This is a genomic window from Actinomadura graeca, from assembly GCF_019175365.1.
In the GTDB taxonomy this organism is placed as follows: Bacteria; Actinomycetota; Actinomycetes; order Streptosporangiales; family Streptosporangiaceae; genus Spirillospora; species Spirillospora graeca.
In genome coordinates, this window is record NZ_CP059572.1 from 5,847,081 (window position 1) to 5,872,569 (window position 25,489).

Below are 25,489 nucleotides of genomic sequence, written 5' to 3' on the forward strand. Positions count from 1 at the left end.
GGCGGGTCGAGCCCGAGGAGCCTCGCGAGGACGGCGACCTGCCCGGCGAAATCCTCAACCGGCGGTCGAGCCGCTCGCGGCGACACGACGCCCGTCGATGCCGTGACCGCGCAGGTAGCGGCCGGTCCCCGCGTCCAGGGGCCGGATCAGGTCGGGCAGGAACAGGTGCCGGGGCAGTATCCCCAGCACCTGCTCCCAGCCGTCCGGCAGCAGCCCTTCCTGCAGGAGGGGCACCGCCCATCCGGGTGTTCGCGCACTCACTTGCCCCGCGGCCCGCCCCCGGGCGGAGTGTCCTTGTCGGGATTCGGAGGCGGCGGCGGTTTTGGGTTCTCCGATGGCGGTTTGCTGTGCTTCCCCAAGAGGATCACCCTCCCTGGACGTCCGCAGACCCTCTGCGAACGGTCGTCTCTCAGAGTAGTCGGGTGGTGACGGCGGCTTCCCCGGAACGCGGACGTGTGGACAAGTACGCACGCCTGTCAGCAGGCGCACTCCAGGGCCGTCTCGACGAACCAGGCGATCCAGGGCGACCGGGTCCCCGTCGGCCAAAGTGCCATGGTCCGGTACGGCTCGGCGTCGTGCACCGGGCGGTAGGTCACGTCGGGACGGACGTTCCTCGTGGCCAGTGAAGCGGGTATCAGCGCGACCGCCTGGCCCAGGGCGACCACTTCCAGCAACTGCGCGGTGTCCCGCACGACCGGCCCGTCGGACGGACGATCCGGGTGGCCCAGCCAGTAGCCGCGGTCGACGGTGGTGTCGTCCCATCGGGGTGCCGGTTCGGTCTTCAGGTCGGCGGCGCCGAGGACGTCGCGCGCGGCCAGCTCGTGTCCGGAGGCGAGCGCCGCGACGCGCGGTTCGGTCGCCAGCAGCCGGGTGTCGAGGCCGTGGCCGTGGAAGCACGCCGCGATCGCCACGTCCGCGCGGCCGTCGCGCACCATGTCGGCCTGCTCGCCGAATCCGCTCACCACGACCCGCAGGTCCGGTGCGTCCGGCTCGGCGCGGGCCCGTTCGCGGACCCGGCTCAGCAACTCCGTGGCCACCCCCGGTTTCGCGGTGACCACGATGCCGCGTCCGGGCAGGCCCGCGCGCCGCGTCCGGCGGACGGCGGCGTCCACGGCCTTCAGGACGACGGCCGCCTCACCGGCCAGGGTCTCGCCCGCCGGGGTCAGCGCCAGCCGTTTCCCGGAGCGGTCGAACAGGGCGACGCCCAGTCTGCGTTCCAGCTGGCGCATGGCCCGGGAAAGCGGGGGCTGGGCGATGCCGAGCCGCTCGGCCGCGCGGGTGATGTTCAGTTCCTCGGCGACGGCGCGAAAATAGCGCAGCTCGCGGATTTCCGGCTCCGGCATACCGCCAGGGTATGGGGAGGAACCCTTTCGGTCTTTCCCTCCCGGAGCCGCGGCTGCTGGGATCAAAGGCATGAACGCGAATGAGACGGCCCTGGTCACCGGCGGCAACAAGGGCATCGGCCGGGCGATCGTCCACGCCCTCGCCCGGCGGGGCCTCGTCGTCTATCTCGGCGCGCGGAGTCCCGAGCGCGGCCGTTCGGCCGTCGAAGAACTGAGGAGGGAACCGGGCCTGGACGTTCGGTTCGCGCACCTCGATGTGACCGATCCGAGAACCGTCGAAACGGCCGTTAAGGCGATCGAGGCCGACACGGGACGGCTGGACGTCCTCGTCAACAACGCGGGGATCGCGGCCGGGTGGGACGTCGGGGCGGCCGACGTCACGGCCGCGCATCTCCGCGAGGTGTACGAGGTCAACGTCTTCGGCGTCGTCACGGTGACATCGGCCTGTGTGCCGCTGCTCCGGCGGTCGGGCAATCCGCGGATCGTCAACGTGTCCGGCGGGCCCGGGTCGCTCACCTTCCTGAGCGACCCGGACCACCCTCTTACGGCACGCGCGTCGCTCGCGTACAGCTCGTCCAAGGCCGCGCTCAACGCCCTGACGCTGATCTACGCCGATGCCCTCCGCGCCGACGGGATCAAGGTCAACGCCGCGGGCCCGGGCCTCGTGCCGACCGACCAGAACGCCGCCGCGCCCTTCCCGCGCGGTGACCGCACCGCGGCCGACGGCGCCGTCGTCCCGTCCCTGCTCGCGACGATCCCCGCCGACGGCCCCACCGGCGTGTTCCGCGGCCCGGACTCGCTGGACGACGTCGTCCCCTGGTGAGCGGGCGCCGACGCCCCGCAGGTCAGCGCCCGGTCGCGCCGTCGATGAGTTCCCGCAGGATGTCGGCGTGTCCGGCGTGGCGTGCGGTCTCCTCGATCAGGTGGGTCAGCGTCCAGCGCCGGGACGGCACCGGCCTGCCGGGCTTGGCCGGGGCGGGACCGGTCTCGGTGAGATCGTCCCAGGTGGCGATCCGCGCGTTCGCCTCGGCGCTGGTGGCCCGGTAGGCGGCGAGGATCGTCTCGGCCGTCTCGTCCTGCGTGAGGTGGAACGTGGCCTGCCAGTCCGTGACGGTGTGGCCGAGCAGCCATTGCCGCTCCACATAGGTAAGGTGTTTGACCAGTCCGAGCAGGTTCGTCCCGGACGGCACACCCTGGGCGCGGGCTTGGACTTCGGGGAGGCCCTCGGCTTTGGCGGCGACGGCGTCGCGCAGGTAGTCGAGGAAGCCGGTGAGGACGTCCTTCTCGGCGGTTCCGGTCCGCGGCGGTCCTGTGTCGCGCTTGCGGTTCGCGCTCGTCATCGTCTCTCCCCATGCTCGTCCCAGAAACGGGCGGTTGGTTCGGTCGGACACCACCCTTGCGCGCGCCGCCGCGGAACGCATGGCCATTTTGCCGATATCGCAAGCTCAGGAAGTGTGGCGGACGCCCTGGCTCGCCGACGAGGGCGGATTCGAGCGGCCGGTGGCGGTGTTCAGCCAGAAGGCGCCGCGAAGGCCATGGAAGGCGGCCATGACATAGGCGCCGATGGCGATGGAGACGGCGGCGGCCCAGGGAGCGCTGGACATATCGGCCCAGAAGGCGAGAAGGCCGGTCAACACGACTCCGGTAACGCCGGCGAGCGCGTTGCGCAGCGGTGAGTTCCCTAAGACCGTGGGGAACTCCTCGCCGGCCATGCCCTTGAGCAGGTGTGGCAGCGCGTTGGTCCCCATCAGGCCCGCCAGAAAGGAGAGCGCGATCGTCTGGAACATGGTTCCCCATCTCAGTCTACGGGTGTTGACTGAAATCTAGCCCCGCCCCGACCCTCAGTCAACGGATGTAGACTCAACACGTGGGTCCTGTGTCCCGGGCTGAGCAGCGTCGCCGCACCGAAGAGCGGATCCTGGTGGCGGCGCGGACGCTGTTCGCCGAGCACGGCTATGACCGGACGACGATCCGCGCGATCGCCGCGGAGGCGGACACCGATCCCGGCTTGGTCATGAGGTACTTCGGGTCCAAGGAGAGGCTCTTCGCCAGGGTCGCCGTGGTGGACCGGCCCGAACCCCTCGGCGGAAGCCCCGAGCAGGTCGCCGAGACGCTGCTCGCGGCGCTGGACGCGAAGCTCGCGGCGGAGCCGGTCGGCGCGCTGGCGGCCCTCCGCTCAATGTTCACCCACCCTGAGGCCGCCAGAGAGGTGCGCGAGGCGATGCTCGCCGAGCAGCGCCAAGCCGAAGCGGCGACCCCAGGAGAAGACGCGGCCCTGCGTACGGCGTTGATCGGCGCGCTCACGCTGGGCACCGTCATCGGGCGCTACATGCTGGACCTCGACGGCCTGCGCGACGCATCACCGGAGCAGATCACCGCGCTCCTGCGCCAGCCGTTCCACGCGATCGTCCACGGCCCCCCAAACCCCGATCCCCACGGTGCTCAGGGTGAGACCGATGCTCGTCCGACGCCGGAACGGGGATGACGGTCAGTCCCAGCGGCGGGAGCGGGAGCGTTTGACGTCGGAGCGGCGCTTCTTGTTCTCCAGGCGGCGCTCGTTGATGCCGCGTGGGATCTTCTTCGGGACGCGCTTCTTCGGGGGAGGGGCGATGGCTTCGGCGAGAAGCGCTGCCAAGCGCGCGCGGGCGGCGTCCCTGTTGCGGAGTTGGGAGCGGAACTCTTCTGCGCGGATGGTGAGGACGCCGCGGACGAGGCGTCCGGCCAGGCGGTCCAGGGCGCGTGTCTTGTAGGGCTCCGGGAGGGACGACGCGGCGACGTCGAAGGAGAGTTCGGCGGCGGTCGCGCTGGTGTTGACGTGCTGCCCGCCCGGACCCGAGGAGCGCGAGAAACGCCAGCTCAGCTCGGACTCCGGGATGGAGACCGAGCCGCGGATCGGGAGCTGGTCGGACATGTCAGTGATTATCTCCGGTCGGCCGGAGACGTGTCGCCTGGATTATCGCGCGTGGCGGGACGTGGAGCGGCCGCGTGGCCCCCGCGGGGTCACGCGGCCGCTCGCGGGGCCTTCCCCGGCCCGGGAAGGCCCCTCGGACCGGGGCGCCGTCCGCCCGCCCGCTCCCCCCAGAGCCCGGGCGGACGGCGCCACGGTCAGGTCTGGGCCCCGGCGATGATCTGGTCGGCGACCTTCTTGGCGCTGTTGACCGGGATCGCGAAGCCGACGCCGATGTTGCCCGAGCCGCCGCCGGAGGTGGCGATGGCGGTGTTCACGCCGATCACCTGGCCGGCGGCGTTGACCAGCGCCCCGCCGGAGTTGCCGGGGTTGATGGCGGCGTCGGTCTGGATCGCGTTCTCGATCACCGTCTGCTGCTGCTGGGAGAGCTGCCCGCGCAGGCCGGGCGGGAGGTTCTCCTCGCCGCCGCCGGAGTCGCCCTCCTTGATCTGCCGGCCGAGCGCGCTGACGATGCCCGAGGTCACCGAGCCGTCCAGCCCGAGGGGGCTGCCGACGGCGAGGACCTGGTCCCCGACGGCGAGGGCGGAGCTGTTGCCGAGCGTCGCGGCCCGGAGGCCGGAAACGCCCTCGGCCTTGATCACGGCGATGTCGTCGCGGGTGTCGGCGCCGAGCACGCGGGCGGGTGCGGTCTTGCCGTCGCTGAACTTCACCGTCACCTGCTGGGAGCCGGAGACGACGTGCGCGTTCGTCATGATCACACCGTCCGGGCGCAGGACGACGCCGGAGCCGCCGGAGGTGCCCTGCCGGGTCTGCGCCTGGATCGACACGACGCTCGGCTGGACGGCCGCCGCGACCTGCGCGACCGTGCCCGCCTTGGCGGAGGCGCCGGAGACGGCGGTGGGGCCGGAGTAGACGGTGCGGTCGCCCGCGAGGGCCACCGCGACGGCCGCGCCCGTGCTTCCGGCGCCCACCGCGAGTGCCAGGGCGGCTCCCGCGGCGGCGAGCTTGCGGCGCGTCGTCCACAGCGGCCCGCGCGGGCCGGCGGGAGCGGCGAACGGGGCCGCGGGTGGTCCGGGCGGTGCGGGCGGAGCGGGCCAGGTGTGCCCGTGCGGCGCGAAGTCCGGACGGTGTGGCTCCCACGGTTGCTGGGCGGTCATGTCCTACCCCCTTGTGATGTCACCCATGAGCCTGCGTCCCGGGGCTGGACCCCGCCTGGAGCGAACCTGAAAGTGTGCTGAACGCCGTGCCGGCAAGAGAAAAGCCGTGGTCGAGGGGGCGTGCGGCGTCGCGCCCCCTCGGCCACGGCGGCCGCGGAAGTTGGCCAGGGCGCGTATCCCCGGCCCCCGTCGGGGCCGGGCCGCGCCCTGTGCGTCCACCCAAGCGCACTTTCCTGAACGGAGCCTGAATGATCGCTCTGGGGTCCCGGTCAGTCGGGGTCGAGGGGCAGGACGACGCGGAAGGCGGCGCCGCCGCCCGGCGCGGAGCCGGCCTCCACGAGGCCGCTGTGGGCCGCGACCAGCGCGGCGACGATGGCGAGGCCGAGGCCGGTGCCGCCGTCCTCGCGGGAGCGGGACGGGTCGGCGCGGTAGAACCGCTCGAAGACGCGCTCGGCCTGCTCCGGGGAGAGGCCGGGTCCCTCGTCCGCGACCTCGACGACCGCCGCGGGGCTGCCGTGGAGGGTGCCCGGGGACAGTGTGACCTGCACCGGTGTGCCCTCCGGGGTGTGCGCCCTGGCATTGGACAGCAGGTTGCCGAGCACCTGCCGCAGGCGCGGCTCGTCCCCACGCACCTGGTAGGCCGTGCCGCCCTCGACAGTCAGGTCGATCGCTCGCTCAGGTGAGAGGACTCTGGCCTCCTGGACGGAGTCGGCGGCGACCGCGAGCAGGTCCACCGGGCGCCGCTCGATGGGGCGCTCGCGGTCGAGCCGGGCGAGCAGCAGGAGGTCCTCGACGAGCAGGCCCATCCGGGCGGCGGTCTCCTCGATCCGGCCGATGAGCCGCGCGATCTCGGCCGGGTCGCGGGCGGCGCCCTGGCGGTACAGCTCGGCGAACCCGCGGATCGCGGTGAGCGGCGTGCGCAGCTCGTGGCCCGCGTCCGCGACGAACCGGCGCATGCGCTCCTCGGAGCGGCGCGCGGTCTCCTCCGAGCGGCGCGCCGCCGCCTCGGACTGGGCGCGGGCGCCGAACGCCGCCTCGATCTGGGCGAGCATCGCGTTCAGCGAGCGGCCGAGCCGTCCCATCTCCGTCGACGGATCCGCCTCCGGCACGCGTCTGGCCAGGTCACCGGCGGCGATGGCGCCGGCGGTCTCCTCGACGGCGGCGAGCGGGCGCAGCGAGGCCCGCACCACCCAGACCCCGAGGACGGCCAGGACGGCGAGCACCAGCAGACCCACGATCACGTCGATCGCGACGAGCCGCCCGACGGTGCGTTCGATCTCGTCCATGCTGAGCCCGAGGATCAGCACGCCGCCGCCCGGTATCGGCTGGGCGAGGACGCGCCACGGCGAGCCCGCCCCGCTGCCCGTCACGGTGAACGGCTTGTACAGGTGGTCCTTCAGATTCCCGGGGAGCTTCGGGTAGCCCTCCTCGCCCCACGGCGAGTCCTGGTCGACGGGGCGCCCGGCGGCGTCGCGGATCTGCACGTTCATCTCGCTCGGGATGCGCACGTCGATCTGCGGCTGCCCGGTCTGGAGCTGCGGCACGACCTGCGTCACCGCGCGCTTGACCCAGCCCTCCAGCTGCGTGTCCGCCCGGTCCACCAGGTAGTCGCGCAGGACGGAGGTGCTCGCGGCGCTCATCACCGTCAGCCCGAGCATGACCAGGACGAGCATCCCGGCGATCAGCTTCACGCGCAGCGGCGTCCGGCCCCAGAACGATCCGAGGCGCCACGCCGGCGCGGAGGGCGCCGGGGACGGCGAGGCCATCAGCCCGGGGCGGGGGGCTCGCGCAGCACGTATCCCACGCCCCGCAGGGTGTGGATGAGCCGCGGCTCGACGTTGTCGACCTTGCGGCGCAGCGCGGACACGTACGACTCGACGATCCCCGCGTCGCCCCGGAAGTCGTAGTTCCACACGTGGTCGAGGATCTGGGCCTTCGACAGGACGCGTCCCGCGTTGGCCATGAAGTAGCGCAGCAGCTTGAACTCGGTGGGAGACAGCTGGACGGCCTTACCGTGCCGCCACACCTCGTGGCTGTCCTCGTCCAGCTCGATGTCGGCGAACACCATCCGCGCCGGAGGCTCGGCGGCGCCGCCGCGGAACCGGCGCAGGACGGCGCGGATGCGGGCGATGACCTCCTCCAGGCTGAACGGCTTGGTGACGTAGTCGTCGCCGCCGATCGTCAGGCCCTTGATCCGGTCCTGCACGGAGTCGCGGGCGGTGAGGAACAGCACGGGCGTGTGGTCGCCGCCCGAGCGCAGCCGCCGCGCGACGTCGAACCCGTCGATGTCGGGCAGCATCACGTCCAGGACGATCAGGTCCGGCCGGTGCCGCCGCGCGGCCTGGACGGCGTCGGCGCCGTTCGTCGCGGTGACCACCTCGAAGCCGGTGAAGCGCAGGCTGCCGGAGAGCAGCTCCAGGATGTTCGGCTCGTCCTCGACCACGAGCAGCATCGCCTCGGCGGCCCGCCCGCCGCCCGCCGTCCGTTCACCCAATGACACGTGGTCCCCCTCCACAATCATCGCCGAGCGTCTCACCCGAACCTGAACGTCCCCTGAACGCCCGCCGATGGTCCCCCGGAAAACGGTCAGCGGCCGAGGGCCCGGATGGCGCGCATGGCCTCGCGGCGCGTGTCGCCGGACAGGGTGTCGATGTAGACCCCGCCGTCCAGGTGGCCGCACTCGTGCTGGAGGCAGCGGGCGAGGTACCCGGTGCCCTCCACGCGGACGGGCGCGCCCCCGGCGTCCACGCCCTCGACGACCGCGCGGGGGAAACGGGGGGTGGCGAAGCGCAGGCCCGGCAGGGACAGGCAGCCCTCCGGCTCCACGAGCGGCTCGCCGTCGGCGGCCACCAGCACGGGGTTGACCACATGGCCGACGTGCCGGCGGCCGCGCGCGTCGTCGCAGTCGTAGACGAACGCGCGCAGCGGGACGCCGACCTGGTTGGCGGCCACGCCGGCGCCGTCCTCGTCGTACATCGTGATGAACATGTCGTCGATCAGGCGTTCCAGCGACGTGCCGAACGTCCGGACGGGATCGCACGGGGTGCGCAGGACGGGGTCGCCGAGGAGCCTGATCGGCCGGGCGGTGCCGCGGCGCCGTCCTCTGCGGCCGGGGCGCGCGGTGGTCTTCTTGCTCACTCCAAGATCGTAGTAAACGACGGCGGCGCGTCCCGGCGGGAAGGCCGGGACGCGCCGCCGCGCGCGGTCGGTCAGCCGGCGTCCGCCGGGCCGCGGGGCGGCTGCGGCGGGACGGGGCCGTCGGTGTCCTCCAGCGGGCGCGGCACCCGGGCCTGCTGCGGGACGTGCGTGGACGGGGACTCGGCCGCGGCCGGCTCCGGCTCGGGCTTCTTGATGGACGGGGTGCTGCCCGCCGGCAGCGGGGTCGCCGTGGACGGCTTGACCGCCGGGGCGGGCTTGGCCGGGGTGGCGCCGCCCACCGCGGTGGCCGGGGCGGGCTTGGCCGGGGCGGGCTTGGCCTGGGTGGCGGTGGCCGGGGCGGGCTGCGCGGGCGGCGCCTGCTTGCGCGGCGCGGTCGACCGGACGGCGTCCTCGACCATCTTCTCCAGCGGGCCCGCCTCGTTCTCGGCGGTCAGCAGGCGGTGCAGGGTCTCGCTGATCTCGGTGAGGCGCTGCAGGGCCTGCGTGTGGTTCTTGGTGAGCGAGGTCAGCCGCTGCGTCGCGCCCTCGTTGATCACGCTCGCGCGGCGCTCGGACGCGGTGAGGGTGCGCTCGGCCTCCAGCCGCGCGCTGGTCACCGTCTGCTCGGCCTCCTGCTTGGCGGCCGACAGGACGCTCTCGGACTCCTTCTTCGCGGACGCGAGCACGTGCTCGGCCTTGTCCTGCGCCTGCGCCAGGTTCTTCTCGGCGTGCGCGCGGGCGTCGTCGATGATGCGCTTGGACTCCTGCTCGGCGTCGGCGCGGATCTCGGCGCCCTTGGACTCGGCCTCGGCGACCTTGTCGCTGGCCTCGTCCTCGGCGAGGTTGATGATCTGACGGAGCCGGTCGCTCAGGTCGTCCCCGGTCGGCTTGCGGGCCTCCCGGAGCTCGGCCATCTCGCGGCGGATGCGCTCGGCGTCGTCCTGGGCGCGGGCGAGCCGCGACTCGAGCTCGCGGTGCTTCTGCTGGGCGCGCGCGATGAAATCGTCGACCTGGCGGCGGTTGTAGCCGCGCATGACGATCTCGAAGGACTCTTCTTGGAGGAGGTTCGGCAGGATTTCGGCTTCGTTGCTCATGGTGCCTTGGGGGGTCGTTGGCGGGGGTCATCACCCCGTCAGGGTCGGCTGCGACTCTCACCCGCCTGTGAGCGGGCCCACATTAGAAACGTCAGGATCGACTCTTGTCCGGTCCACCCCTTTCGCGCAACCGGAACACTCTTCTCGCTGCCGTTTCTTCATCTGGGGAGGGCTGACAAACTATCTAATTTCAGGAGAATTCGCGCTAACTCGGACCCGTGTCGCGGAGACCGGATGCGGCCCGGAGCCGGACCGGTCACGCCCGCGGCCCCGCGGCCCCGGCGTCCTCCGGCGCAGCCTCCCGCGCCCCGGTCACGCCCCGGTCACGCCCCGGCCGCGACCTGGGTGTCGCGCGCGCCTAGCATCGGGCCCATGAACTACGTGGGTTCGCTGGGTGAGGATCGACCGACAATCCATCCGGACGCGTGGGTCGCGCCCGGCGCCGTCGTCGTCGGACGGGTGACGCTGGGCCGCGGATCGAGCGTCTGGTACGGCTCGGTGCTGCGCGGCGAGGACGAGGACGTCGTCGTCGGCGACGAGTGCAACATCCAGGACCTGTGCTGCCTGCACTGCGACCCGGGCCTGCCCGCCGTCCTGGAGGACCGCGTCAGCCTCGGCCACAAGGCGATGGTGCACGGCGCCCACGTGGAGACGGGCTCGCTCATCGGGATCGGCGCGATCGTGCTGAACGGCGCCCGCATCGGCGCCGGGACCCTGATCGCGGCCGGTGCGCTGGTGCCGCCGGGGAAGAAGATCCCGTCCGGGGTGCTGGTCGCCGGGACACCGGGGAAGATCGTCCGGGAGCTGACCGACGACGACCGTCTCGTCCTGGACAACACCCCGCCCATCTACGCGGAGAAGGCCCGGCGGCACCGCGAGGCGTCCTGGGAGCGTCCGGGGGACAGCGAATGATGGCCCTCTGACCAGCGGAGACGGGTCTTCGGTGGTGCCGGGGGGAGCCCGGGGGCCGCTCGGCTGACTACCATGACCTGCGTGGTGTGGGGACCGGGCTATGGCAGTGCTCAGCCGCCCAGCCCCCGGATGGGCCAGGATCCGTTCGCGGAGGCGGAGCGGGACACGAGGGCGATGGTGGCCGCCGCGTGGTGGCCGTCGGCGCCTCCGCAGCAGCGCCAGCACGCCATCGGGGGACGGATGCTCGTCCTTCCCGACGGCACGTGGTGGCTGTTCGGAGCGTGGGCGCGCTGGTACCGGCTGCATCCGTCCGACGGCCAGTGGTACCTCTGCCCGCCGCCCCGCACGCCCGCCGTCCGGATGGCCGCCCGTCCCGCGCAGGGCGCGGCGCAGGTGCCCACGCTGCCGCCGCACGTGGTGCCCGCCGGGCCCGACTTCTCCTTCGACCCGCCCGCCGGGCTCCCGTTCGTCGGGCACGGTTTCGCGACCGAGCTGACCTCGCGGGTCCGCGCGACGGTGGAGTCCGCCGCGGCGCTGCCCGCTCCGGAGTACCCGCACTGGTGGTCGCAGTTCACGCAGGAGACGCCCTCCACGGTGGCGGTCGCCTGGGGCGTGATGCTGTGGTGCGCGTCCGCGCCCGCGTTCGACGCGCGGCTGGACCCGCAGATGCTCGACCTCTGGAAGCCCTACCGCGCCAAGCCGCTGCCGGACGTGGACGGCCCGCGCTGGCTCACCCCGCCCGCTCTGGAGACGCTCGTCGGGCTCTACTCCGAGCGCCTGCGCGCCAGCCGCGTCGACGCCGCCGTGGTCGTCCTGCGGACGATGTGGGCGGTGGCCAGCGCGCTCCGCGAGGACCCCCGGTTCCAGATCCGGGCCGACGCGCTGCTCGCGATCCTCGGCACCACCCTCAGCAACCCGACCGTCGACTATGGGGCGCTCCCGTACGGTGACCAGGCGCTCGTCCAGCAGTGGCTCACCCGCTGCCCGCCCAACCTGGTGCCCGCGCTGCGGAACGAGAGCTCGCCCGGCGACAACTTCCGGCACGCCTTCTACACGCTCAGCGAGGCCATCGCCGACCTGTCCGGCGACCCGGCCGACCCCGCGTACGTGGAACCGCGCCTGGTGGCGGCCGCCCTGCTCGCCGCCGACCTGGGCGTCGTCCGCAAGGACGTGGCCGGTTCCATCGTCCCGTGGCTGGACCCTGAGATCCGCTACACGGTGCAGGCCGTGTCGGAACAGAAGGGCCATCCGCTGCGGCGGCTCTGGCCCGACGACATGCGCCTACCCGAGCCCCTACGCTCCGCGGCGGGATCCGGGCCCGGAGCCGAGACGCTGCTGGCCGCCATGTACGAGGTGGATCTGGCCTGGTGCCGCCTTGGCGGAATGCCCGCGCGCCCCCGCGGCTTCCCCGTTCCGACCGCCATCATCGCGGGGATCATCGGACGGAACCGCGCGCGCGCCACCGCCGCCGTGCCGACACAGGCCCCGCCGCCGAATCCGGTGCCGTCCCAGCCATCCCCTTTCGGTATGCAGAGCCAGCCCGGTCTCGCGCCCGGAGCGTCCCCGCAGACCCCCGGCATGCCCGCCCAGCCGGACCGGCCCTTCGTCCAGCCACCTGCGCAGCCGGGATGGGAGAACGCGCCAGGTCCGGCGGGCCAGATCCCTCACGCAGGGCAGCAGGCCGCCTTCGCTTCCCCGGACCCGCTGATGGCCCCATCCGCGCAGGCGGAGGAGAAGGACGAGGGAAGCGCGGCGCCGCCGTACACGGAACTGGGCTTCCAGCGCCCCGGTTCTTCCGGTCTGCCGCAGCACGCCCAGCAGCAGGCCGCATTCGGCATGCCCGGCGTCCAAGGGCAACCCCCGCACGGGGCGCCGAACCCTGGTCAGCCGCCTTACGGCGCCCCCGAACCACCGCAGCCCCAGTACGCGGCGCCGGAACCACCCAAGCCCGTCTACGAAGCCCCGCAACCCGCCTACGAGCCACCACACCCTCCGCAACCGCCGCAGCCTGCGTATTCGGCGCCCGAACCCCAGCACGGTGGCTTCTCCCCTGCGGAGGAGGAGAACCAGCAGAACGAGCCCTTTGTGCCGCCCTACACCCAGCTGGGTTACCAGCGCCCGGGGGCGGGGCCACCCGTCCAGGGGCTTCCTCCCGGGGCGAACGTCCCGCCGAATCCCGTCGCGGCGTCCATGCAGAGTGGTCCGTCACCACAGAACCAGCCACTCCAGCAGCCGCCTCAACCCGAGGTGCCCCAACCCCAGCCTCAGGCGTTCGACGCATACGCCACCCGCGTGGAGGACCCGGTGCGTTCGCCGCAGGGCGGTGCGCCCATGCAGCAACCGCCGCAGCCGGGCCCGCCGGGCACGCGCGTCCTGAGCCCGGACGACATCGCAAGCGATGACCCGGGTGCCGGTTCGGGCGGCGGCGCGGGCGGCGGCGCCGGCGGCGGCCGGGGCGCGACGCCCGGCCCCGGCACGCGCGTCATGTCCGAGACGATGGTCGGCGACTTCGACTTCCTTGACGACACGCCGTCGCCTGAGCGGCCCGTCTCCGAGATCCCGCCGCCGGAGGACCTCAACCGGCGCCGCACGCTGGAGCGGTACGGCATCGGCTACGTCTGCGGCGAGCACGACGCGGCCGCGCTGCTGGACGACCTGCGCGCGCAGGTCGAGGCGTGGAACGCCCCGGCGGGCGGGGCCGCCGAGCAGACGCGCGTGGACGGGGCGCCCAGCTCGATCCGCGCCGGGGTGCCCGGCGTGCTGCTGGTCGGCGATCCTCACTCGGGGCAGCGGCGGCTGGCCCGCATGATCGCGCTGATGCTGGCCGACGCGGGCGTCGGCGACGGTGCGATCCGCGCGCATGACGCCGAGGACGTGCGCGACGCGCCCGCCGAGCGGCTGGCGCAGGTGTTCGCGCAGGAGGGTCCGGCGATCCTGTTCGAGCGGCTGGACGTCGCGATCGCCTCGGCGCTCGACCCGGTCGCCGCCGCGGGCGCGGTCCGCCGGGCCCGCCGCGACCCCGTCAACGCGACCCCCGTGATCGCGACGTGCGGGCCGCGCGCCTACAAGCGGCTGCTCCAGGACCACCCGAAGCTCGTGCAGGTGTTCCGTGTCCACCGGATGCCCGACCTGAGCGACCTCGACAACCGGATGACGCTGCTGCACCTGCTGGCCGAGGAGCGGCGCGTCACGATCGGCGCGTCCGCGCTGGAGGTCGCCCGCGAGGACCTGGAGCGGCTGCGCGGCCCCGGCGACCTCGTCAACGCCCGGCTGGTCGAGACCTACCTCGACCAGGCGTGCCAGCGGCACCTGGAGCGCGCCGGGGCGTCCCGCGACCGGCTCGTGCTGACCCCCGACGACCTCGCGGGCGTCGCCGAGGGCATCGAGCCCGCGCTGCGCCCGCCCGGCGACATCGGCGGCTACCTGCGGCGCCTCGACCAGCTCTCGGGGCTGGAGGAGGTGAAGGCGGCCGTCCGCGGGCTGGCCGAGGAGGCGGGTCTCGCCGCCGACCGCGCGCGGTACGGGATGTCCGCGGACGACGGCCGGCATCTGATCTTCACCGGGCCGCCGGGGACGGGCAAGACCACCGTGGCCGGGCTCGTCGGCGGCATCTACGCGGCGCTCGGGCTGCTGGAGTCGGGGCACGTCGTGGCGTGCCGCCCGGTGCACCTGGCGGGCCGCGACGCGGTCGACACCGAGAACCGGGTGGCGAGCATGATCGAGCAGGCGCTCGGCGGGGTGCTGCTGATCCAGGAGGCGTACCGGCTCGACCGGAGCCCGGCGGTGGTGAGCGAGCTGCGGCGGGCGATGCACGACCGCGGCACGCGGTTCGTGGTGGTCTGTTCCAGCCCGGCGGCCGAGATGGAGGGCTTCCTCGCGGGCAACCCCGGCTTCCGCGGCGAGTTCGGCCGGGTCCTGGAGTTCACCGGGATGGGCGACCGCGACATGGTGGGGCTGTTCCAGAGCTACGCCGAACGCGACCTCTACATGCTGGACGAGGAACTGCGCGTCGAGCTGCTCGGCCGCTTCGCGCGGATGCGCGAGGACCCCGCGTTCGCCTACGCCCGCACCGTCCGCGCGCTGTTCGAGCAGACCGTCGCGCGGCAGGCGGCGCGGCTCGCGGGCGCCGACGTCAACGCGGCGACGGTGGCGCGCCTCACGCCCCGTGACCTGCCGGAGACCCCGCTGGAGCAGATGCTGGGCGACTTCCGGGCGGGCGCCTGAGCCGTGCGCGGCGCGGCGCCCCGGCTCTCCATGGAGATCGTTCACGCAGGCCCGGCGGCCGCATCATGTCCTCCTGACCCGGGAAGACCAGGGAGGAGAGTGGCCCATGAATGGCCCTCTTGGGTCATGTGCCGGCCGGGGAAGGAAGGTTAGCCTCGACTTGGGTGTGGGGAACGAACGGAGGTGGACGCGGTGCGCCAGTATCTCGACCTGCGCGTCCACGACCGCGTTGCGCTGGACGAGATCGAACTCTATGCCGAGATGCTCAGCGCGGTGGCGGCGGCCGAGCGGCCGCTGACCGTCGCGGAGATCGATTCGGTGCTCGGAGTGCGATCCGACGACGCCGGTCGTCGCGAGCTGACGCCACAGGACTAGCCGAGGCCCGCAGCAGGCACCGGGGACGCCGACTTACGGGCGTCCCCGGTTCGCGTTAGAGGCCCGCCGTAGATGCATCGGGGACAGGCCGACTCCGGCCCCCGTGCAGGTTCCGGAACGATCGGATGGTCCGTTCCATGGCGCGCGGATGGACGGTCCGGGCTCTCCGCATCGTCAGCGGTCTCCCCGGCCCCGGTCCTCGGTGGCGCGCCGTCCGGGCCAACACCACGGACGGTGACCGCTCTCTACGTCGTCTTCCGCCGGCGCCCGCCCGGTCTCGCGGCATGCCCGACCTCCTGCGCGAGGGTGCTCGCGTGCCGTCCGCGGCCGTCCGGGGCGATGCTGTAACGAATCTCACTCGTGATCGAGATTACTCTCCGTAGGCACGTCTCCCCACGCCGCCAGCACGGTCAATCGCCGCAGATAGGGGGCTCTGGCCAGGGTAGGCACCGAGTGATCCCGGGCAATCTTGTAGGTGAGAGGATGGCGGACACCAGCGGAAGCTAGGGCAAAGGTTCTTTTTACGACTGGTTGCGCCTACGATCCTCTGCGGACTGTTCCGGCACATCAGGAGAACGACGTGCGCTTGCGTCTCACGCCGCGTGAGGACAGCTTCTACGACATGTTCGCCGACTCGGCGAACAACCTGGTCACCGGCGCCAGGCTGCTCGTGGAGCTCATCAGCGACGGCGCCGACCGGCCCGCCATCGCCGAGAAGATGCGCGCGTGCGAGCACGCGGGCGACGAATGCACCCATGCGATCATGCGCAGGCTGAACGAGACGTTCATCACGCCCTTCGACCGCGAGGACATCTACCGGCTGGCCTCGACGATCGACGACGTGATGGACGAGATGGAGGAGGCGGCCGACCTCGTCGTCCTCTACAAGATCGACGAATTCCCCAAGGGCATCGTCCACATGGTGGAGGTGCTGGAGCGGGCCGCCGAGCTCACCGCCGAGGCGATGCCGAGGCTGCGCTCGATGAAGGAGCTCAACGAGTACTGGATCGAGATCAACCGGCTGGAGAACCAGGGCGACCAGGTCTACCGCAAGCTGCTCGCGCACCTGTTCAGCGGCGAGTACGACCCGCTGACCGTGATGAAGATCAAGCAGGTCGTCGACCGGCTGGAGGAGGCGGCCGACGCGTTCGAGCACGTCGCCAACACGGTCGAGACCATCGCGGTCAAGGAATCATGAGCACGCCGGGGGACCCGGGCGCGACCCTGCTGCGGGAACCGCCGGCCGACGCCGGGGAGAGCCTGGGGGAGCAGGCCACCCGGCGGGTCACCGGGCGGGCGTGGCTGCTGCTGCTCGCCGGCGTCCTGCTGGTCATGGCGCTGGGCGCGGTCGGCCTCCGCTCCGACGCGCAGGCGGCGGTGCTCGTCCTGGTCGTCGTGATCTCCCTCGTCTTCGACTACACCAACGGGTTCCACGACGCGGCCAACGCCATCGCCACGGCGGTGTCGACGCGGGCGCTGACGCCGCGCGTCGCGCTGCTGATGGCCGCGGTGATGAACATGCTGGGCGCGCTGCTCGGCGTCGAGGTCGCCAAGACCATCAGCGACGTCATCACCCCGCCGTCCGGACTGCACGGCCTCACCGTGATCGCCGCGGGCGTCCTCGGTGCGATCACCTGGAACCTCATCACCTGGTACTTCGGGCTGCCGTCCTCCTCCTCGCACGCGCTGATCGGCGGCGTGGTCGGCGCGGGCATCGCGTCCTCCTCGACGGTGAACTGGTCGAGCGTCGTCGACAAGGTCGCGGTGCCGATGGTGGTCTCCCCGGTCGTCGGGTTCCTCCTCGCCTACTCGGTGATGATCGCGATCCTGTGGATCTTCCGGCGGTCCCACCCGGGCCGGATCGGCCGCCGCTTCCGCATCGCGCAGACGCTCTCGGCCGCCTCCCTCGCCCTCGGTCACGGTCTGCAGGACGCCCAGAAGACGATGGGGATCATCGTCCTCGCGCTGGTCACCACCGGCCACTCGAACGGCGACTCGGTGCCGACCTGGGTGATCGTGGCATGTGCGGGCGCACTGTCCCTTGGTACGTACGCGGGCGGCTGGCGGATCATGCGGACGCTCGGCCGCAAGGTGATCGAGGTCGATCCGCCGAAGGGCTTCGCCGCGGAGGCGACGGCGTCCGTCGTCCTGTACGTCACCGCCTATTTCTGGCACGCTCCAATCTCCACCACCCACACGATCACCTCGGCGATCATGGGCGCGGGCGCGACGAAGCGGCTGTCGGCGGTGCGCTGGGGGATGGCGGGCAACATCGTCCTCGCCTGGGTCCTCACCATGCCGATGGCCGCCGCCGTGGCCGCCATCGTCTACGGTCTCGTCCACTTCTTCGGCGCCTGACGGCTGCGCACCGCGCGGGGAGGCCCGCCGTCTCCAGGGTCGGCCCTGGAAACGGCGGGCCCGATGATGCCGCTAGCCGCCCGAGATGCGGTTCAGGGGCGGGGGTGAGACGGTGCCCTGCGCGCCGAGGTAGGCGACGAAGCCGTCCAGGTCGATCGGGCCGAGGACCTGGTCCTTGCCCTGGGTGAACACGCTGAAGCCGTCACCGCCGCCGAGCAGGAAGTTGTTCGCCGACACCTTGTAGGCCGCCGCCGGGTCCACCGGCGTCCCTTCGATCGTGATCGCCGAGACACGGTCGCCGACGGGCCTGGAGCGGTCGATGGTGAAGTGCAGGTTGGCCGAGGGCTGCAAAATCTTCTCGCCCGCCGCCGTCCACTGCTGCTCCAGCAGCGCGTCGAGCTGCGCACCCGTCAGCGACGTCACGCCCATCACGTTGCTGAACGGCTGGACCGTGAACGCCTCCCCGTAGGTGACGACGCCGTCGCCCTCGCCGCCGCTCGCCTTGTAGGTGAGGTCGGCGCGGACGCCGCCGGGGTTCATCAGCGCGACCTGGGCGCCCTTGTCCTTCATCGAGGCCAGCTGCGCGTCCGCGACGAGGTCGCCGAGCGCGGTCTCCCCGGCGGGGGAGGGTGCGCGGGTCACATCCGCGGTGATCTTGCCGACCGGCTTGTTCGCGATGGCCGCGACCCGGTCCTTCCAGGTCTGGACGAACGACACGGTCGCCGGGTCCGGCGGGACGTCGCGCGTCACCACGTGGTTGTCGCCCTTCAGCGACGAGCGGACGACGTCGCCCGTCCGCGTGTCCACCTCGAAGTCGACCTGCGTGATCACCCGCCCGAACGACGAGCCGGACGAGTACAGCCGCGGCCGCCCCTCCGGGTCCGGCACCGAGCACACGTACTGCTGGTGCGTGTGCCCGGACAGCACCACGTCGATCTCCGGGTCGGCCTCGCGGGCGATGCGCGTCCCGGCGCCGGGAACGGTCCCGCACTCGTCCGGCCGGTTGCCCGCCTTGACCTGGTCGCCCTCGTGGACGAGCAGCACCATCGCGCGGACGCCCCGCCGCTTCAGCTCGCGCGCGGACCGGTTCGCCGCGGCCACCTCGTCCTCGAACGTCAGGCCCTTGATGCCGTCCGCGGTCACGATCGTCGGGGTCGTCCTGGTCACCACGCCGATGAAGCCGACCTTCACCCCGTTGACGCGGCGGATCGTCCACGGCCTGAGGGCGGGCCTGTTCTTCTTGTCCAGCAGGACGTTCGCCGCGAGGTAGTCGAACTCCGCGCCCTTCCACCTGCCCTCGGGGGAGCAGCCGTCCACCGGGTGGCAGCCGCCGTCCTGGATGCGCAGCAGCTCCCGGTACCCCTCGTCGAACTCGTGGTTGCCGACCGCCGAGGCGGTCACGCCGACGTTCCCGAGGAACCGGACCGAGGGCTCGTCGTGGTACGCGGCGGAGATCAGCGGCGACGCGCCGATCAGGTCGCCCTGCGCGACGGTCAGCGTGTGCCGGTCGGCGAGCCGCTTCAGGTGCGCGGCGACGTAGGCGGCGCCGCCGGCGGGAACGGCGGTGCCGTTCTCGTCGATCGCGGTGCCCGAGCTTCCGGTCGGCGTCTCCAGGTTGCCGTGGAAGTCGTTCAGCGCGAGCAGCCGCACTGACGCGGTGGGCGCGGGCCGCGCGGCGGCCGGCTGCGCGGCCGCCGCCAGCGCCGTCAGCCCGGCCGCGGCGCAGGCCAGGAGGGTGCGTCGTCGAGTCATGGTGTGAACGTAGGTCAGCCCGGCATACGGATCTCTGCGACTCAGTGACGTTCGTGTGACGTTTCCATCAGGGCCGGGCGGGGCGCGCCGCCCGGCCGTGCGCCTACGCTGGTGATCGTGAAGCAGCCCGAGATCGACGGCGTCCTCGCCGCGGCGGAGGCGGCCGCCGAGGCCGACGGTGTCGCCCCCCTGTCGGAGCACTCGGTGCTCGCGCTCCGTGCCGGTGCGCCCGCGCTGACCGTCTCGGACGGCTCCGCCGTCGTCGCCTGCGCCCGCCTCGACCCGGCGGCGGACGGCGAGCCCGCCTCCGGTGAGCTGTTCGTCCACCCTGGTCACCGCAGGCGCGGTCACGGCCGGCGGCTATTGCGCGCCCTGCGCGAGGAGGCCGCGGGCCCGCTGCGCGTCTGGGCGCACGGGGATCTGCCCGGGGCCGCGGCGCTGGCCGCCGCCGAGGGCATGACCCGCGCCCGGGCCCTGTTCCAAATGCGCCGACCGGCCGACCGGCCGCTCCCCGACCCGAAGGTCCCCGACGGCGTCGGCGTCCGCACCTTCCGCCCCGGCCGGGACGAGGACGCCTGGCTGACGGTCAACGCCCGAGCCTTCGCCACCCACCCCGAGCAGGGCTCCTGGACGATCGACGACCTCCGCGCCCGCGAGTCGGAGTCCTGGTTCGACCCGTCCGGCTTCTTCCTGGCCGAACGCGACGGGCGCCTCGCCGGCTTCCACTGGACGAAGGTGCATCCGGGCGGCCTCGGCGAGGTCTACGTCGTGGGCGTCGACCCGTCCGCCCAAGGGCTCGGCCTGGGCCGGGCCCTCACGCTCACCGGCCTCCACCACCTGCGCGACCAGGGCCTCACCGAGCTGATGCTGTACGTGGACGAGTCCAACCGCGCCGCCGTGCACCTCTACGAGACGCTGGGTTTCACCAAGTACGCCGTGGACGTCATGTACGCCTAGTCACTATGGACGCCTAGCCACTGCGATCCCGGCCCGCACCTCTTCTTGATCCCCCTCCGGCCCCCGGGCCGGGGCTTCGGCGCGCGTGGGCTTCCGCAGGTCAGAGCGCTCGTCGGGGTTGTGGCGGCGGCGGTTCCCCAGGACACCGGCGGCTCAAACGCGGTTGACCGAAGGCGGGGAGGGGTTTGGCCGGCGTGAGCTGCGGTGTTAACCCGGTGGACATGCCAAATCGGGGCATTCTTCGTAGCTCTGCCCGTCTCAGTTCATTCTTCGTTCACCTGGATCGGGGCGGCTGGTCACCTGGTCTGCTTAGCGTCGCATCCGACGGCAACCCCGCCACCTGGCCGAACCCTGCCAGCGTGACGGGCGGGGGACGTGCCCGACGAGACTAACGAGGAGACCCTCCGGTGAAGAACGGTTCCCGACTCGCCGCCCTGGGCGGTGTGGTCGTCGCGGGGGCGATGGCCCTGTCGTCCTGCGGGAGCGACGACAACACGTCCGCGGCGAGCGCCAGCAACGCGCCTTCAGGCAAGATCGACTGCGCGAAGGCGAGCGTGAACGCCGCCGGGTCGAGCGCTCAGAAGAACGCCATCGAGGAATGGACCAAGCAGTACTCGCTGCAGTGCGCGGGGGCCAACCTCAACTACAACCCGAGCGGCTCGGGCGCCGGCATCCAGGCGTTCACCTCGGGGCAGGTGGCGTTCGCCGGCTCGGACTCGGCGCTCAAGCCGGAGGAGGTCGGGCCGGCCAAGCAGCGCTGCCAGGGCTCCAGCGCCCTGAACCTGCCGATGGTCGTCGGGCCGGTCGCGGTGGTCTACAACCTCCAGGGCGTGGACGGGCTGAAGCTGTCGTCCGAAACGATCGCCGGTGTCTTCTCGGGGAAGATCAAGACCTGGAACGATCCGGCCATCGCCAAGGAGAACGCGGGCGCCAAGCTCCCGTCCTCGCCGATCAAGCCGATCTACCGGTCGGACGAGTCCGGCACCACGGACAACTTCACGAACTACCTGCACACCACCGCGCCGAAGATCTGGACGTGGGAGAAGGCCAAGAAGTGGCCGAACTCCACCGGCCAGGGCGCGCCGAAGTCCGACGGCGTGACCAGCCAGGTCAAGAGCACCGCGGGCGCCATCTCCTACGTCGAGCTGTCGTACGCGACGAACAACAAGCTGCAGACCGCCCAGGTCAAGAACGGCGCCGGCGAGTACACGACGCTGTCGCCCGAGAGCGCGTCCAAGGCCGTCGCGGGCGCCGAGGTCGTCGGCACCGGCAACGACGTCGCGCTGAAGATCGACTACACCACCAAGGAGGCCGGGGCCTACCCGATCGTCCTGGTGACCTACGAGGTCGCGTGTGAGAAGGGGCTGCCGGCCGAGCAGGCCAGGTTCGTCAAGTCCTTCCTCACCTACACCTCCAGCGCCGACGGCCAGAAGATCCTGACCGGCCTCGGCTACGCGCCGGTCCCGGACAGCGTGCTGACCAAGGTCCAGACGTCGGTCAAGGCACTGTCCTGACGACCGACCACGACTCCGACAGCCCCGCCGCCGACCAGCTCGGCGGCGGGGCCGGTCTGGGTTCCGCCGAAGTGATCCAGGGAGGTCCCCCCGTGACCAGCGATTCCGGCGTCGAGGCGACCGCCGGCGCAAGGCATCGCGCCACCGGCAGCCTGCGGATGGGCACCGGCCGGGCCGGTGACAAGATCTTCGTCTCGGCGGCCCGGGGCTCGGGCATCGCCGTTCTGGCGATCATGGCCGCCATCGCGATCTTCCTCGTCTGGAAGGCGATCCCGGCGCTCCAGGACAACAAGGCGAACTTCCTGACCGCCGAGGAGTGGAACCCCAACGCCACGCCGCCGCGGTTCGGCATCGCGCAGCTGGCGTTCGGGACGATCGTGTCGTCGCTGCTGGCGATGCTCATCGCCACCCCGGTGGCCATCGGCATCGCCCTGTTCATCTCGTTCTACTCGCCGCGGAGGCTGGCGTCGGGCCTCGGCTACGTCGTCGACCTGCTCGCCGCGGTGCCCAGCATCGTGTACGGCCTGTGGGGCCTGGTGTTCCTGTCCAAGCACATGGAGGGGATCAGCGGGTTCCTCAACGGGATCCTCGGGTGGATCCCGCTGTTCGGCGGCGACTCCCCGGGCAAGAACTCGATCTTCACCGCCTCGGTGGTCCTGGCGATCATGATCCTGCCGATCATCTCCTCGATCACCCGCGAGGTGTTCCTCCAGGTCCCGCGGGCGAACGTGGAGGCCGCGCTGGCGCTCGGCGCGACCCGCTGGGAGACGATCCGGATGGCGGTGCTGCCGTACGGCCGGTCCGGCATGATCGGCGCCTCGATGCTCGGGCTCGGCCGCGCGATGGGCGAGACGATCGCCGTCGCGATGGTGCTGACCTACGTGCCCGGCATCAACATCCACCTGCTGGAGAACGGCGGCGCGACGTTCGCCTCCAACATCGCCAACAGCTTCGACGAGGCGACGACGACCGGCCGCGGCGCGCTGATCGCCTCCGGCCTCGTGCTGTTCGCGATCACCCTCGTCGTCAACATGGCGGCCCGGGCCGTGGTGGCGCGCCGCAAGGAGTTCGTGTGAGCATCCTGACCAACACCCCCCGTTCCTCGCTCGGGTCGGTGTCACCCGTCCGCAAGGTCAAGGACAGGGCCGTCCAGGGCCTGGTGTACCTGGCGTTCGCGCTGGCGCTGATCCCGCTGGTGTCGGTGCTGTGGACCGTCATCGGCAACGGCGTGAAGCGGCTGGACGCCGACTTCCTCAACCGCTCCATGAACGGCGTCAGCGGGCGGGACACCGGCGGCGGCGCCTACCACGCCATCGTCGGCACGCTGGAGCAGGTCGCCATCGCCAGCGTCATCGCGGTGCCCATCGCGGTGCTGACGGCGATCTACCTCGTGGAGTACGGCGGCAACGGCCGGCTCGCGCGGACGATCAGCTTCTTCGTCGACGTCATGACGGGCATCCCGTCGATCGTCGCGGGCCTGTTCGTGCTCGCGCTGTGGCTGCTGACCCTCGGCTTCGGGTTCTCCGGGCTCGCCGGCGCGCTGGCCCTGACGATCCTGATGATCCCCACTGTGGTCAGGGCGACCGAGGAGATGCTGAAACTCGTCCCCAACGACCTGCGGGAGGCGTCGTACGCGCTCGGCGTGCCGCGCTGGCGGACGATCATGTTCGTGGTCGTCCCCACCGCGCTCACCGGCATGATCACCGGGATCATGCTGGCGGTGGCCCGCGTCATGGGCGAGACCGCGCCGCTGCTGCTCACGATCTTCTTCACGAAGGCGATCAACACCGACCCGTTCTCCGGCCCCCAGGGCTCGCTGCCCACCTTCATCTGGGAGCAGGCGAAGGACCCGAGCCAGAACTCCATCGACCGCGCCTGGACCGGCGCGCTCGTCCTGATCCTCATCATCATGCTGCTCAACCTGGTCGCCCGGCTCGTCGCCGGACGGCGCAGCCCCGCCGGCCGCTGACGTTCCGGCAGACCCCGGCCTGATCACCCCACAAGGAGCATTCACCCCATGGCCAAGCGGATCGAAGTCTCCGGACTGCACGCCTTCTACGGCGGCGTCCACGCCATCGAGGACATCTCGATGACGGTCGAGCCGCGCTCGGTGACGGCGTTCATCGGGCCGTCGGGCTGCGGCAAGTCGACGTTCCTGCGCACCCTCAACCGGATGCACGAGGTCATCCCCGGCGCCCGTGTCGAGGGCAAGGTGCTGCTGGACGACGAGGACCTCTACGCCTCGTCGGTGGACCCGGTGGCCGTGCGCCGCGTCGTCGGCATGGTGTTCCAGCGGCCGAACCCCTTCCCCACGATGTCCATCTACGACAACGTGGCGGCGGGCCTGAAGCTCAACGGCGTCCGGCGCAAGAGCCAGCTCGACGAGATCGTGGAGAGCTCGCTCCAGGGCGCCAACCTGTGGAACGAGGTCAAGGACCGGCTCGGCAAGCCCGGCGCGGGCCTGTCCGGCGGCCAGCAGCAGCGCCTGTGCATCGCCCGCGCCATCGCCGTCCAGCCGCAGGTGATGCTGATGGACGAGCCCTGCTCGGCGCTGGACCCGATCTCCACGCTGGCGATCGAGGACCTCATCGGCAAGCTGAAGAGCCAGTACACGATCGTCATCGTCACCCACAACATGCAGCAGGCGGCCCGTGTCAGCGACCGCACCGCCTTCTTCAACATCGCCGGAACGGGCCAGCCCGGCAAGCTCATCGAGATCGACGACACCAGCAAGATCTTCACGAACCCCGAGCAGAAGGCCACCGAGGACTACATCACCGGACGGTTCGGCTAGACAGCGTCCCGAACAGACCTCGACAGAACCCGACAGATCCCGACAGACCCTAGGCCCGCGCCCGGGGTTTGTCCTCTGTGTCGCCGGGGTGCTGGTCCGGGACGAAGCGGTACCCGACGTTGCGCACCGTGCCGATCAGGGACTCGTACTCGGCGCCCAGTTTGGCGCGGAGGCGCCGGACGTGGACGTCGACCGTCCGGGTGCCGCCGAAGTAGTCGTAGCCCCAGACCTCCTGGAGGAGCTGGGCGCGGGTGAAGACCCGGCCCGGGTGCTGGGCCAGGTACTTCAGCAGCTCGAACTCCTTGAAGGTGAGGTCCAGGACGCGGCCGCGCAGCCGGGCGGTGTAGGTGGCCTCGTCGATCGTGAGCTCGCCGCTGCGGATCTCGCCGGGGGTCTCCTCGGCGCCGCTGTCGGCGGCGCGCCCGGCGGCGAGGCGGAGGCGGGCCTCGACCTCGGCGGGGCCCGCGGTCTGGAGCAGGACGTCGTCCAGCCCCCACTCGGGCGTGAGCGCGGCGAGGCCGCCCTCGGTGACGATGCCGAGCAGCGGGGCGTCCAGGCCGGTGGTGCGCAGCAGCCGGCACAGGCCCTTGGCCTGGACGAGGTCGCGGCGCGCGTCCACGAGCACGACGTCGGACGGCGGCGCGTCGAGCAGGGCCGAGCCCTCGGCCGGGACGACCCGCACGGAATGCAGGAGGAGCCCGAGCGCGGGAAGGATCTCGTCGGACGGCTCCAACGCGTTCGTCAGCAAGAGCAAGCCGCTCAAAGGCCGCCTCCTCGTCCGGAAAGACGTGGGATCCCGGCGGCTCATCGTCAAGCGCGGCGGCCGGCCGGCGGCTCGAGGACGAGGTGACCGTGACGGCTGTCGGATGAACTCCCTGGCCTCATCGCCCGGATCCCTCGCCACGAGCATATCCGAGCCCCTCCCAGGGGCAACGGCACCACCGCGGGTGAGGGATGAGACGC

At 72.0% G+C, this 25,489-nt stretch carries 24 protein-coding genes; 12 read left to right on the forward strand and 12 right to left on the reverse strand.

Going from position 1 to position 25,489, the window contains the following annotated elements:
• Nucleotides 1–54 precede the first annotated feature (54 nt).
• Nucleotides 55–234 (reverse strand): hypothetical protein, encoded by a 180-nt coding sequence (locus AGRA3207_RS25870; protein ID WP_231329604.1) that lies wholly within the window; start codon nucleotides 232–234, stop codon nucleotides 55–57.
• 242 nt (nucleotides 235–476) lie between these two features.
• The gene (locus AGRA3207_RS25875; RefSeq protein ID WP_231329605.1) at nucleotides 477–1,343 is read right to left on the reverse strand and encodes a LysR family transcriptional regulator; all 867 of its coding nucleotides are present in this window, start codon (nucleotides 1,341–1,343) and stop codon (nucleotides 477–479) included.
• A gap of 70 nt (nucleotides 1,344–1,413) precedes the next feature.
• On the opposite strand from AGRA3207_RS25875, the gene AGRA3207_RS25880 reads away from it, so the two are divergent.
• Nucleotides 1,414–2,166 (forward strand): SDR family NAD(P)-dependent oxidoreductase, encoded by a 753-nt coding sequence (locus tag AGRA3207_RS25880; RefSeq protein ID WP_231329606.1) that lies wholly within the window; start codon nucleotides 1,414–1,416, stop codon nucleotides 2,164–2,166.
• A gap of 22 nt (nucleotides 2,167–2,188) precedes the next feature.
• Here the strand turns inward: AGRA3207_RS25880 and AGRA3207_RS25885 are convergent, their stop codons facing one another.
• Nucleotides 2,189–2,683: a DinB family protein gene (locus AGRA3207_RS25885; protein WP_231329607.1), complete on the reverse strand. Its 495-nt coding sequence runs from the start codon at nucleotides 2,681–2,683 to the stop codon at nucleotides 2,189–2,191.
• Between the two features lie 105 nt (nucleotides 2,684–2,788).
• Nucleotides 2,789–3,130: a hypothetical protein gene (locus AGRA3207_RS25890; protein ID WP_231329608.1), complete on the reverse strand. Its 342-nt coding sequence runs from the start codon at nucleotides 3,128–3,130 to the stop codon at nucleotides 2,789–2,791.
• An 80-nt stretch (nucleotides 3,131–3,210) separates the two neighbouring features.
• Here AGRA3207_RS25890 and AGRA3207_RS25895 point away from each other — a divergent pair, with 80 nt between their 5' ends.
• On the forward strand, nucleotides 3,211–3,828 hold the full coding sequence (locus AGRA3207_RS25895) for a TetR/AcrR family transcriptional regulator (RefSeq protein ID WP_231329609.1): 618 nt from the start codon (nucleotides 3,211–3,213) through the stop codon (nucleotides 3,826–3,828).
• Nucleotides 3,829–3,831: 3 nt separating this feature from the next.
• Here the strand turns inward: AGRA3207_RS25895 and arfB are convergent, their stop codons facing one another.
• The 6 genes from arfB to AGRA3207_RS25925 form a co-directional block, all read right to left on the reverse strand.
• The gene (gene arfB, locus AGRA3207_RS25900) at nucleotides 3,832–4,254 is read right to left on the reverse strand and encodes an alternative ribosome rescue aminoacyl-tRNA hydrolase ArfB (RefSeq protein ID WP_231329610.1); all 423 of its coding nucleotides are present in this window, start codon (nucleotides 4,252–4,254) and stop codon (nucleotides 3,832–3,834) included.
• Between the two features lie 194 nt (nucleotides 4,255–4,448).
• On the reverse strand, nucleotides 4,449–5,408 hold the full coding sequence (locus AGRA3207_RS25905; protein ID WP_231329611.1) for a S1C family serine protease: 960 nt from the start codon (nucleotides 5,406–5,408) through the stop codon (nucleotides 4,449–4,451).
• A gap of 269 nt (nucleotides 5,409–5,677) precedes the next feature.
• Nucleotides 5,678–7,174, reverse strand: a complete 1,497-nt coding sequence (locus tag AGRA3207_RS25910; protein WP_231329612.1) for a sensor histidine kinase — start codon at nucleotides 7,172–7,174, stop codon at nucleotides 5,678–5,680.
• Complete coding sequence (locus AGRA3207_RS25915) at nucleotides 7,174–7,860, reverse strand: response regulator transcription factor (protein WP_231336392.1); 687 nt, start codon at nucleotides 7,858–7,860, stop codon at nucleotides 7,174–7,176. Before AGRA3207_RS25915 ends, AGRA3207_RS25910 begins: the two co-directional genes overlap by 1 nt.
• 134 nt (nucleotides 7,861–7,994) lie before the next feature.
• Entirely contained in the window at nucleotides 7,995–8,546 is a 552-nt protein-coding gene (gene def, locus AGRA3207_RS25920; protein WP_231329613.1) for a peptide deformylase, read from the reverse strand.
• Between the two features lie 71 nt (nucleotides 8,547–8,617).
• Nucleotides 8,618–9,640 carry a DivIVA domain-containing protein gene (locus AGRA3207_RS25925; RefSeq protein WP_231329614.1) on the reverse strand — a complete coding sequence of 341 codons (1,023 nt, stop codon included), beginning with the start codon at nucleotides 9,638–9,640 and terminating at the stop codon, nucleotides 8,618–8,620.
• 372 nt (nucleotides 9,641–10,012) lie between these two features.
• On the opposite strand from AGRA3207_RS25925, the gene AGRA3207_RS25930 reads away from it, so the two are divergent.
• The 5 genes from AGRA3207_RS25930 to AGRA3207_RS25950 all read left to right on the forward strand — a co-directional run bounded on the left by AGRA3207_RS25930 (nucleotide 10,013) and on the right by AGRA3207_RS25950 (nucleotide 17,509).
• The gene (locus tag AGRA3207_RS25930) at nucleotides 10,013–10,552 is read left to right on the forward strand and encodes a gamma carbonic anhydrase family protein (protein ID WP_231329615.1); all 540 of its coding nucleotides are present in this window, start codon (nucleotides 10,013–10,015) and stop codon (nucleotides 10,550–10,552) included.
• Between the two features lie 81 nt (nucleotides 10,553–10,633).
• A complete protein-coding gene (locus AGRA3207_RS25935; RefSeq protein WP_231329616.1) occupies nucleotides 10,634–14,776 on the forward strand; it encodes an AAA family ATPase in 4,143 nt (1,380 codons plus the stop codon).
• A 183-nt stretch (nucleotides 14,777–14,959) separates the two neighbouring features.
• Nucleotides 14,960–15,151 (forward strand): hypothetical protein, encoded by a 192-nt coding sequence (locus AGRA3207_RS25940; protein ID WP_420830778.1) that lies wholly within the window; start codon nucleotides 14,960–14,962, stop codon nucleotides 15,149–15,151.
• Nucleotides 15,152–15,731: 580 nt separating this feature from the next.
• On the forward strand, nucleotides 15,732–16,349 hold the full coding sequence (locus AGRA3207_RS25945; RefSeq protein WP_231329617.1) for a DUF47 domain-containing protein: 618 nt from the start codon (nucleotides 15,732–15,734) through the stop codon (nucleotides 16,347–16,349).
• Entirely contained in the window at nucleotides 16,346–17,509 is a 1,164-nt protein-coding gene (locus AGRA3207_RS25950) for an inorganic phosphate transporter (protein ID WP_476692272.1), read from the forward strand. The genes AGRA3207_RS25945 and AGRA3207_RS25950 overlap by 4 nt, the downstream gene beginning before the upstream one ends.
• A 72-nt stretch (nucleotides 17,510–17,581) precedes the next feature.
• Here AGRA3207_RS25950 and AGRA3207_RS25955 read toward each other — a convergent pair whose 3' ends face one another.
• Complete coding sequence (locus AGRA3207_RS25955; protein WP_231329618.1) at nucleotides 17,582–19,261, reverse strand: bifunctional metallophosphatase/5'-nucleotidase; 1,680 nt, start codon at nucleotides 19,259–19,261, stop codon at nucleotides 17,582–17,584.
• Between the two features lie 117 nt (nucleotides 19,262–19,378).
• On the opposite strand from AGRA3207_RS25955, the gene mshD reads away from it, so the two are divergent.
• The 5 genes from mshD (at nucleotide 19,379) to pstB (ending at nucleotide 24,526) form a co-directional block, all read left to right on the forward strand.
• On the forward strand, nucleotides 19,379–20,218 hold the full coding sequence (mshD, locus tag AGRA3207_RS25960; protein WP_231329619.1) for a mycothiol synthase: 840 nt from the start codon (nucleotides 19,379–19,381) through the stop codon (nucleotides 20,216–20,218).
• A 407-nt stretch (nucleotides 20,219–20,625) separates the two neighbouring features.
• A complete protein-coding gene (pstS, locus tag AGRA3207_RS25965) occupies nucleotides 20,626–21,732 on the forward strand; it encodes a phosphate ABC transporter substrate-binding protein PstS (RefSeq protein ID WP_231329620.1) in 1,107 nt (368 codons plus the stop codon).
• A 92-nt stretch (nucleotides 21,733–21,824) separates the two neighbouring features.
• Nucleotides 21,825–22,808: a phosphate ABC transporter permease subunit PstC gene (gene pstC / locus AGRA3207_RS25970; protein ID WP_231329621.1), complete on the forward strand. Its 984-nt coding sequence runs from the start codon at nucleotides 21,825–21,827 to the stop codon at nucleotides 22,806–22,808.
• Complete coding sequence (gene pstA, locus AGRA3207_RS25975; protein WP_231329622.1) at nucleotides 22,805–23,701, forward strand: phosphate ABC transporter permease PstA; 897 nt, start codon at nucleotides 22,805–22,807, stop codon at nucleotides 23,699–23,701. The genes pstC and pstA overlap by 4 nt, the downstream gene beginning before the upstream one ends.
• A gap of 48 nt (nucleotides 23,702–23,749) precedes the next feature.
• Nucleotides 23,750–24,526 carry a phosphate ABC transporter ATP-binding protein PstB gene (gene pstB, locus AGRA3207_RS25980; RefSeq protein ID WP_231329623.1) on the forward strand — a complete coding sequence of 259 codons (777 nt, stop codon included), beginning with the start codon at nucleotides 23,750–23,752 and terminating at the stop codon, nucleotides 24,524–24,526.
• Between the two features lie 49 nt (nucleotides 24,527–24,575).
• Here pstB and AGRA3207_RS25985 read toward each other — a convergent pair whose 3' ends face one another.
• On the reverse strand, nucleotides 24,576–25,289 hold the full coding sequence (locus AGRA3207_RS25985) for a winged helix-turn-helix transcriptional regulator (RefSeq protein ID WP_231329624.1): 714 nt from the start codon (nucleotides 25,287–25,289) through the stop codon (nucleotides 24,576–24,578).
• Between the last annotated feature and the right edge of the window lie 200 nt (nucleotides 25,290–25,489).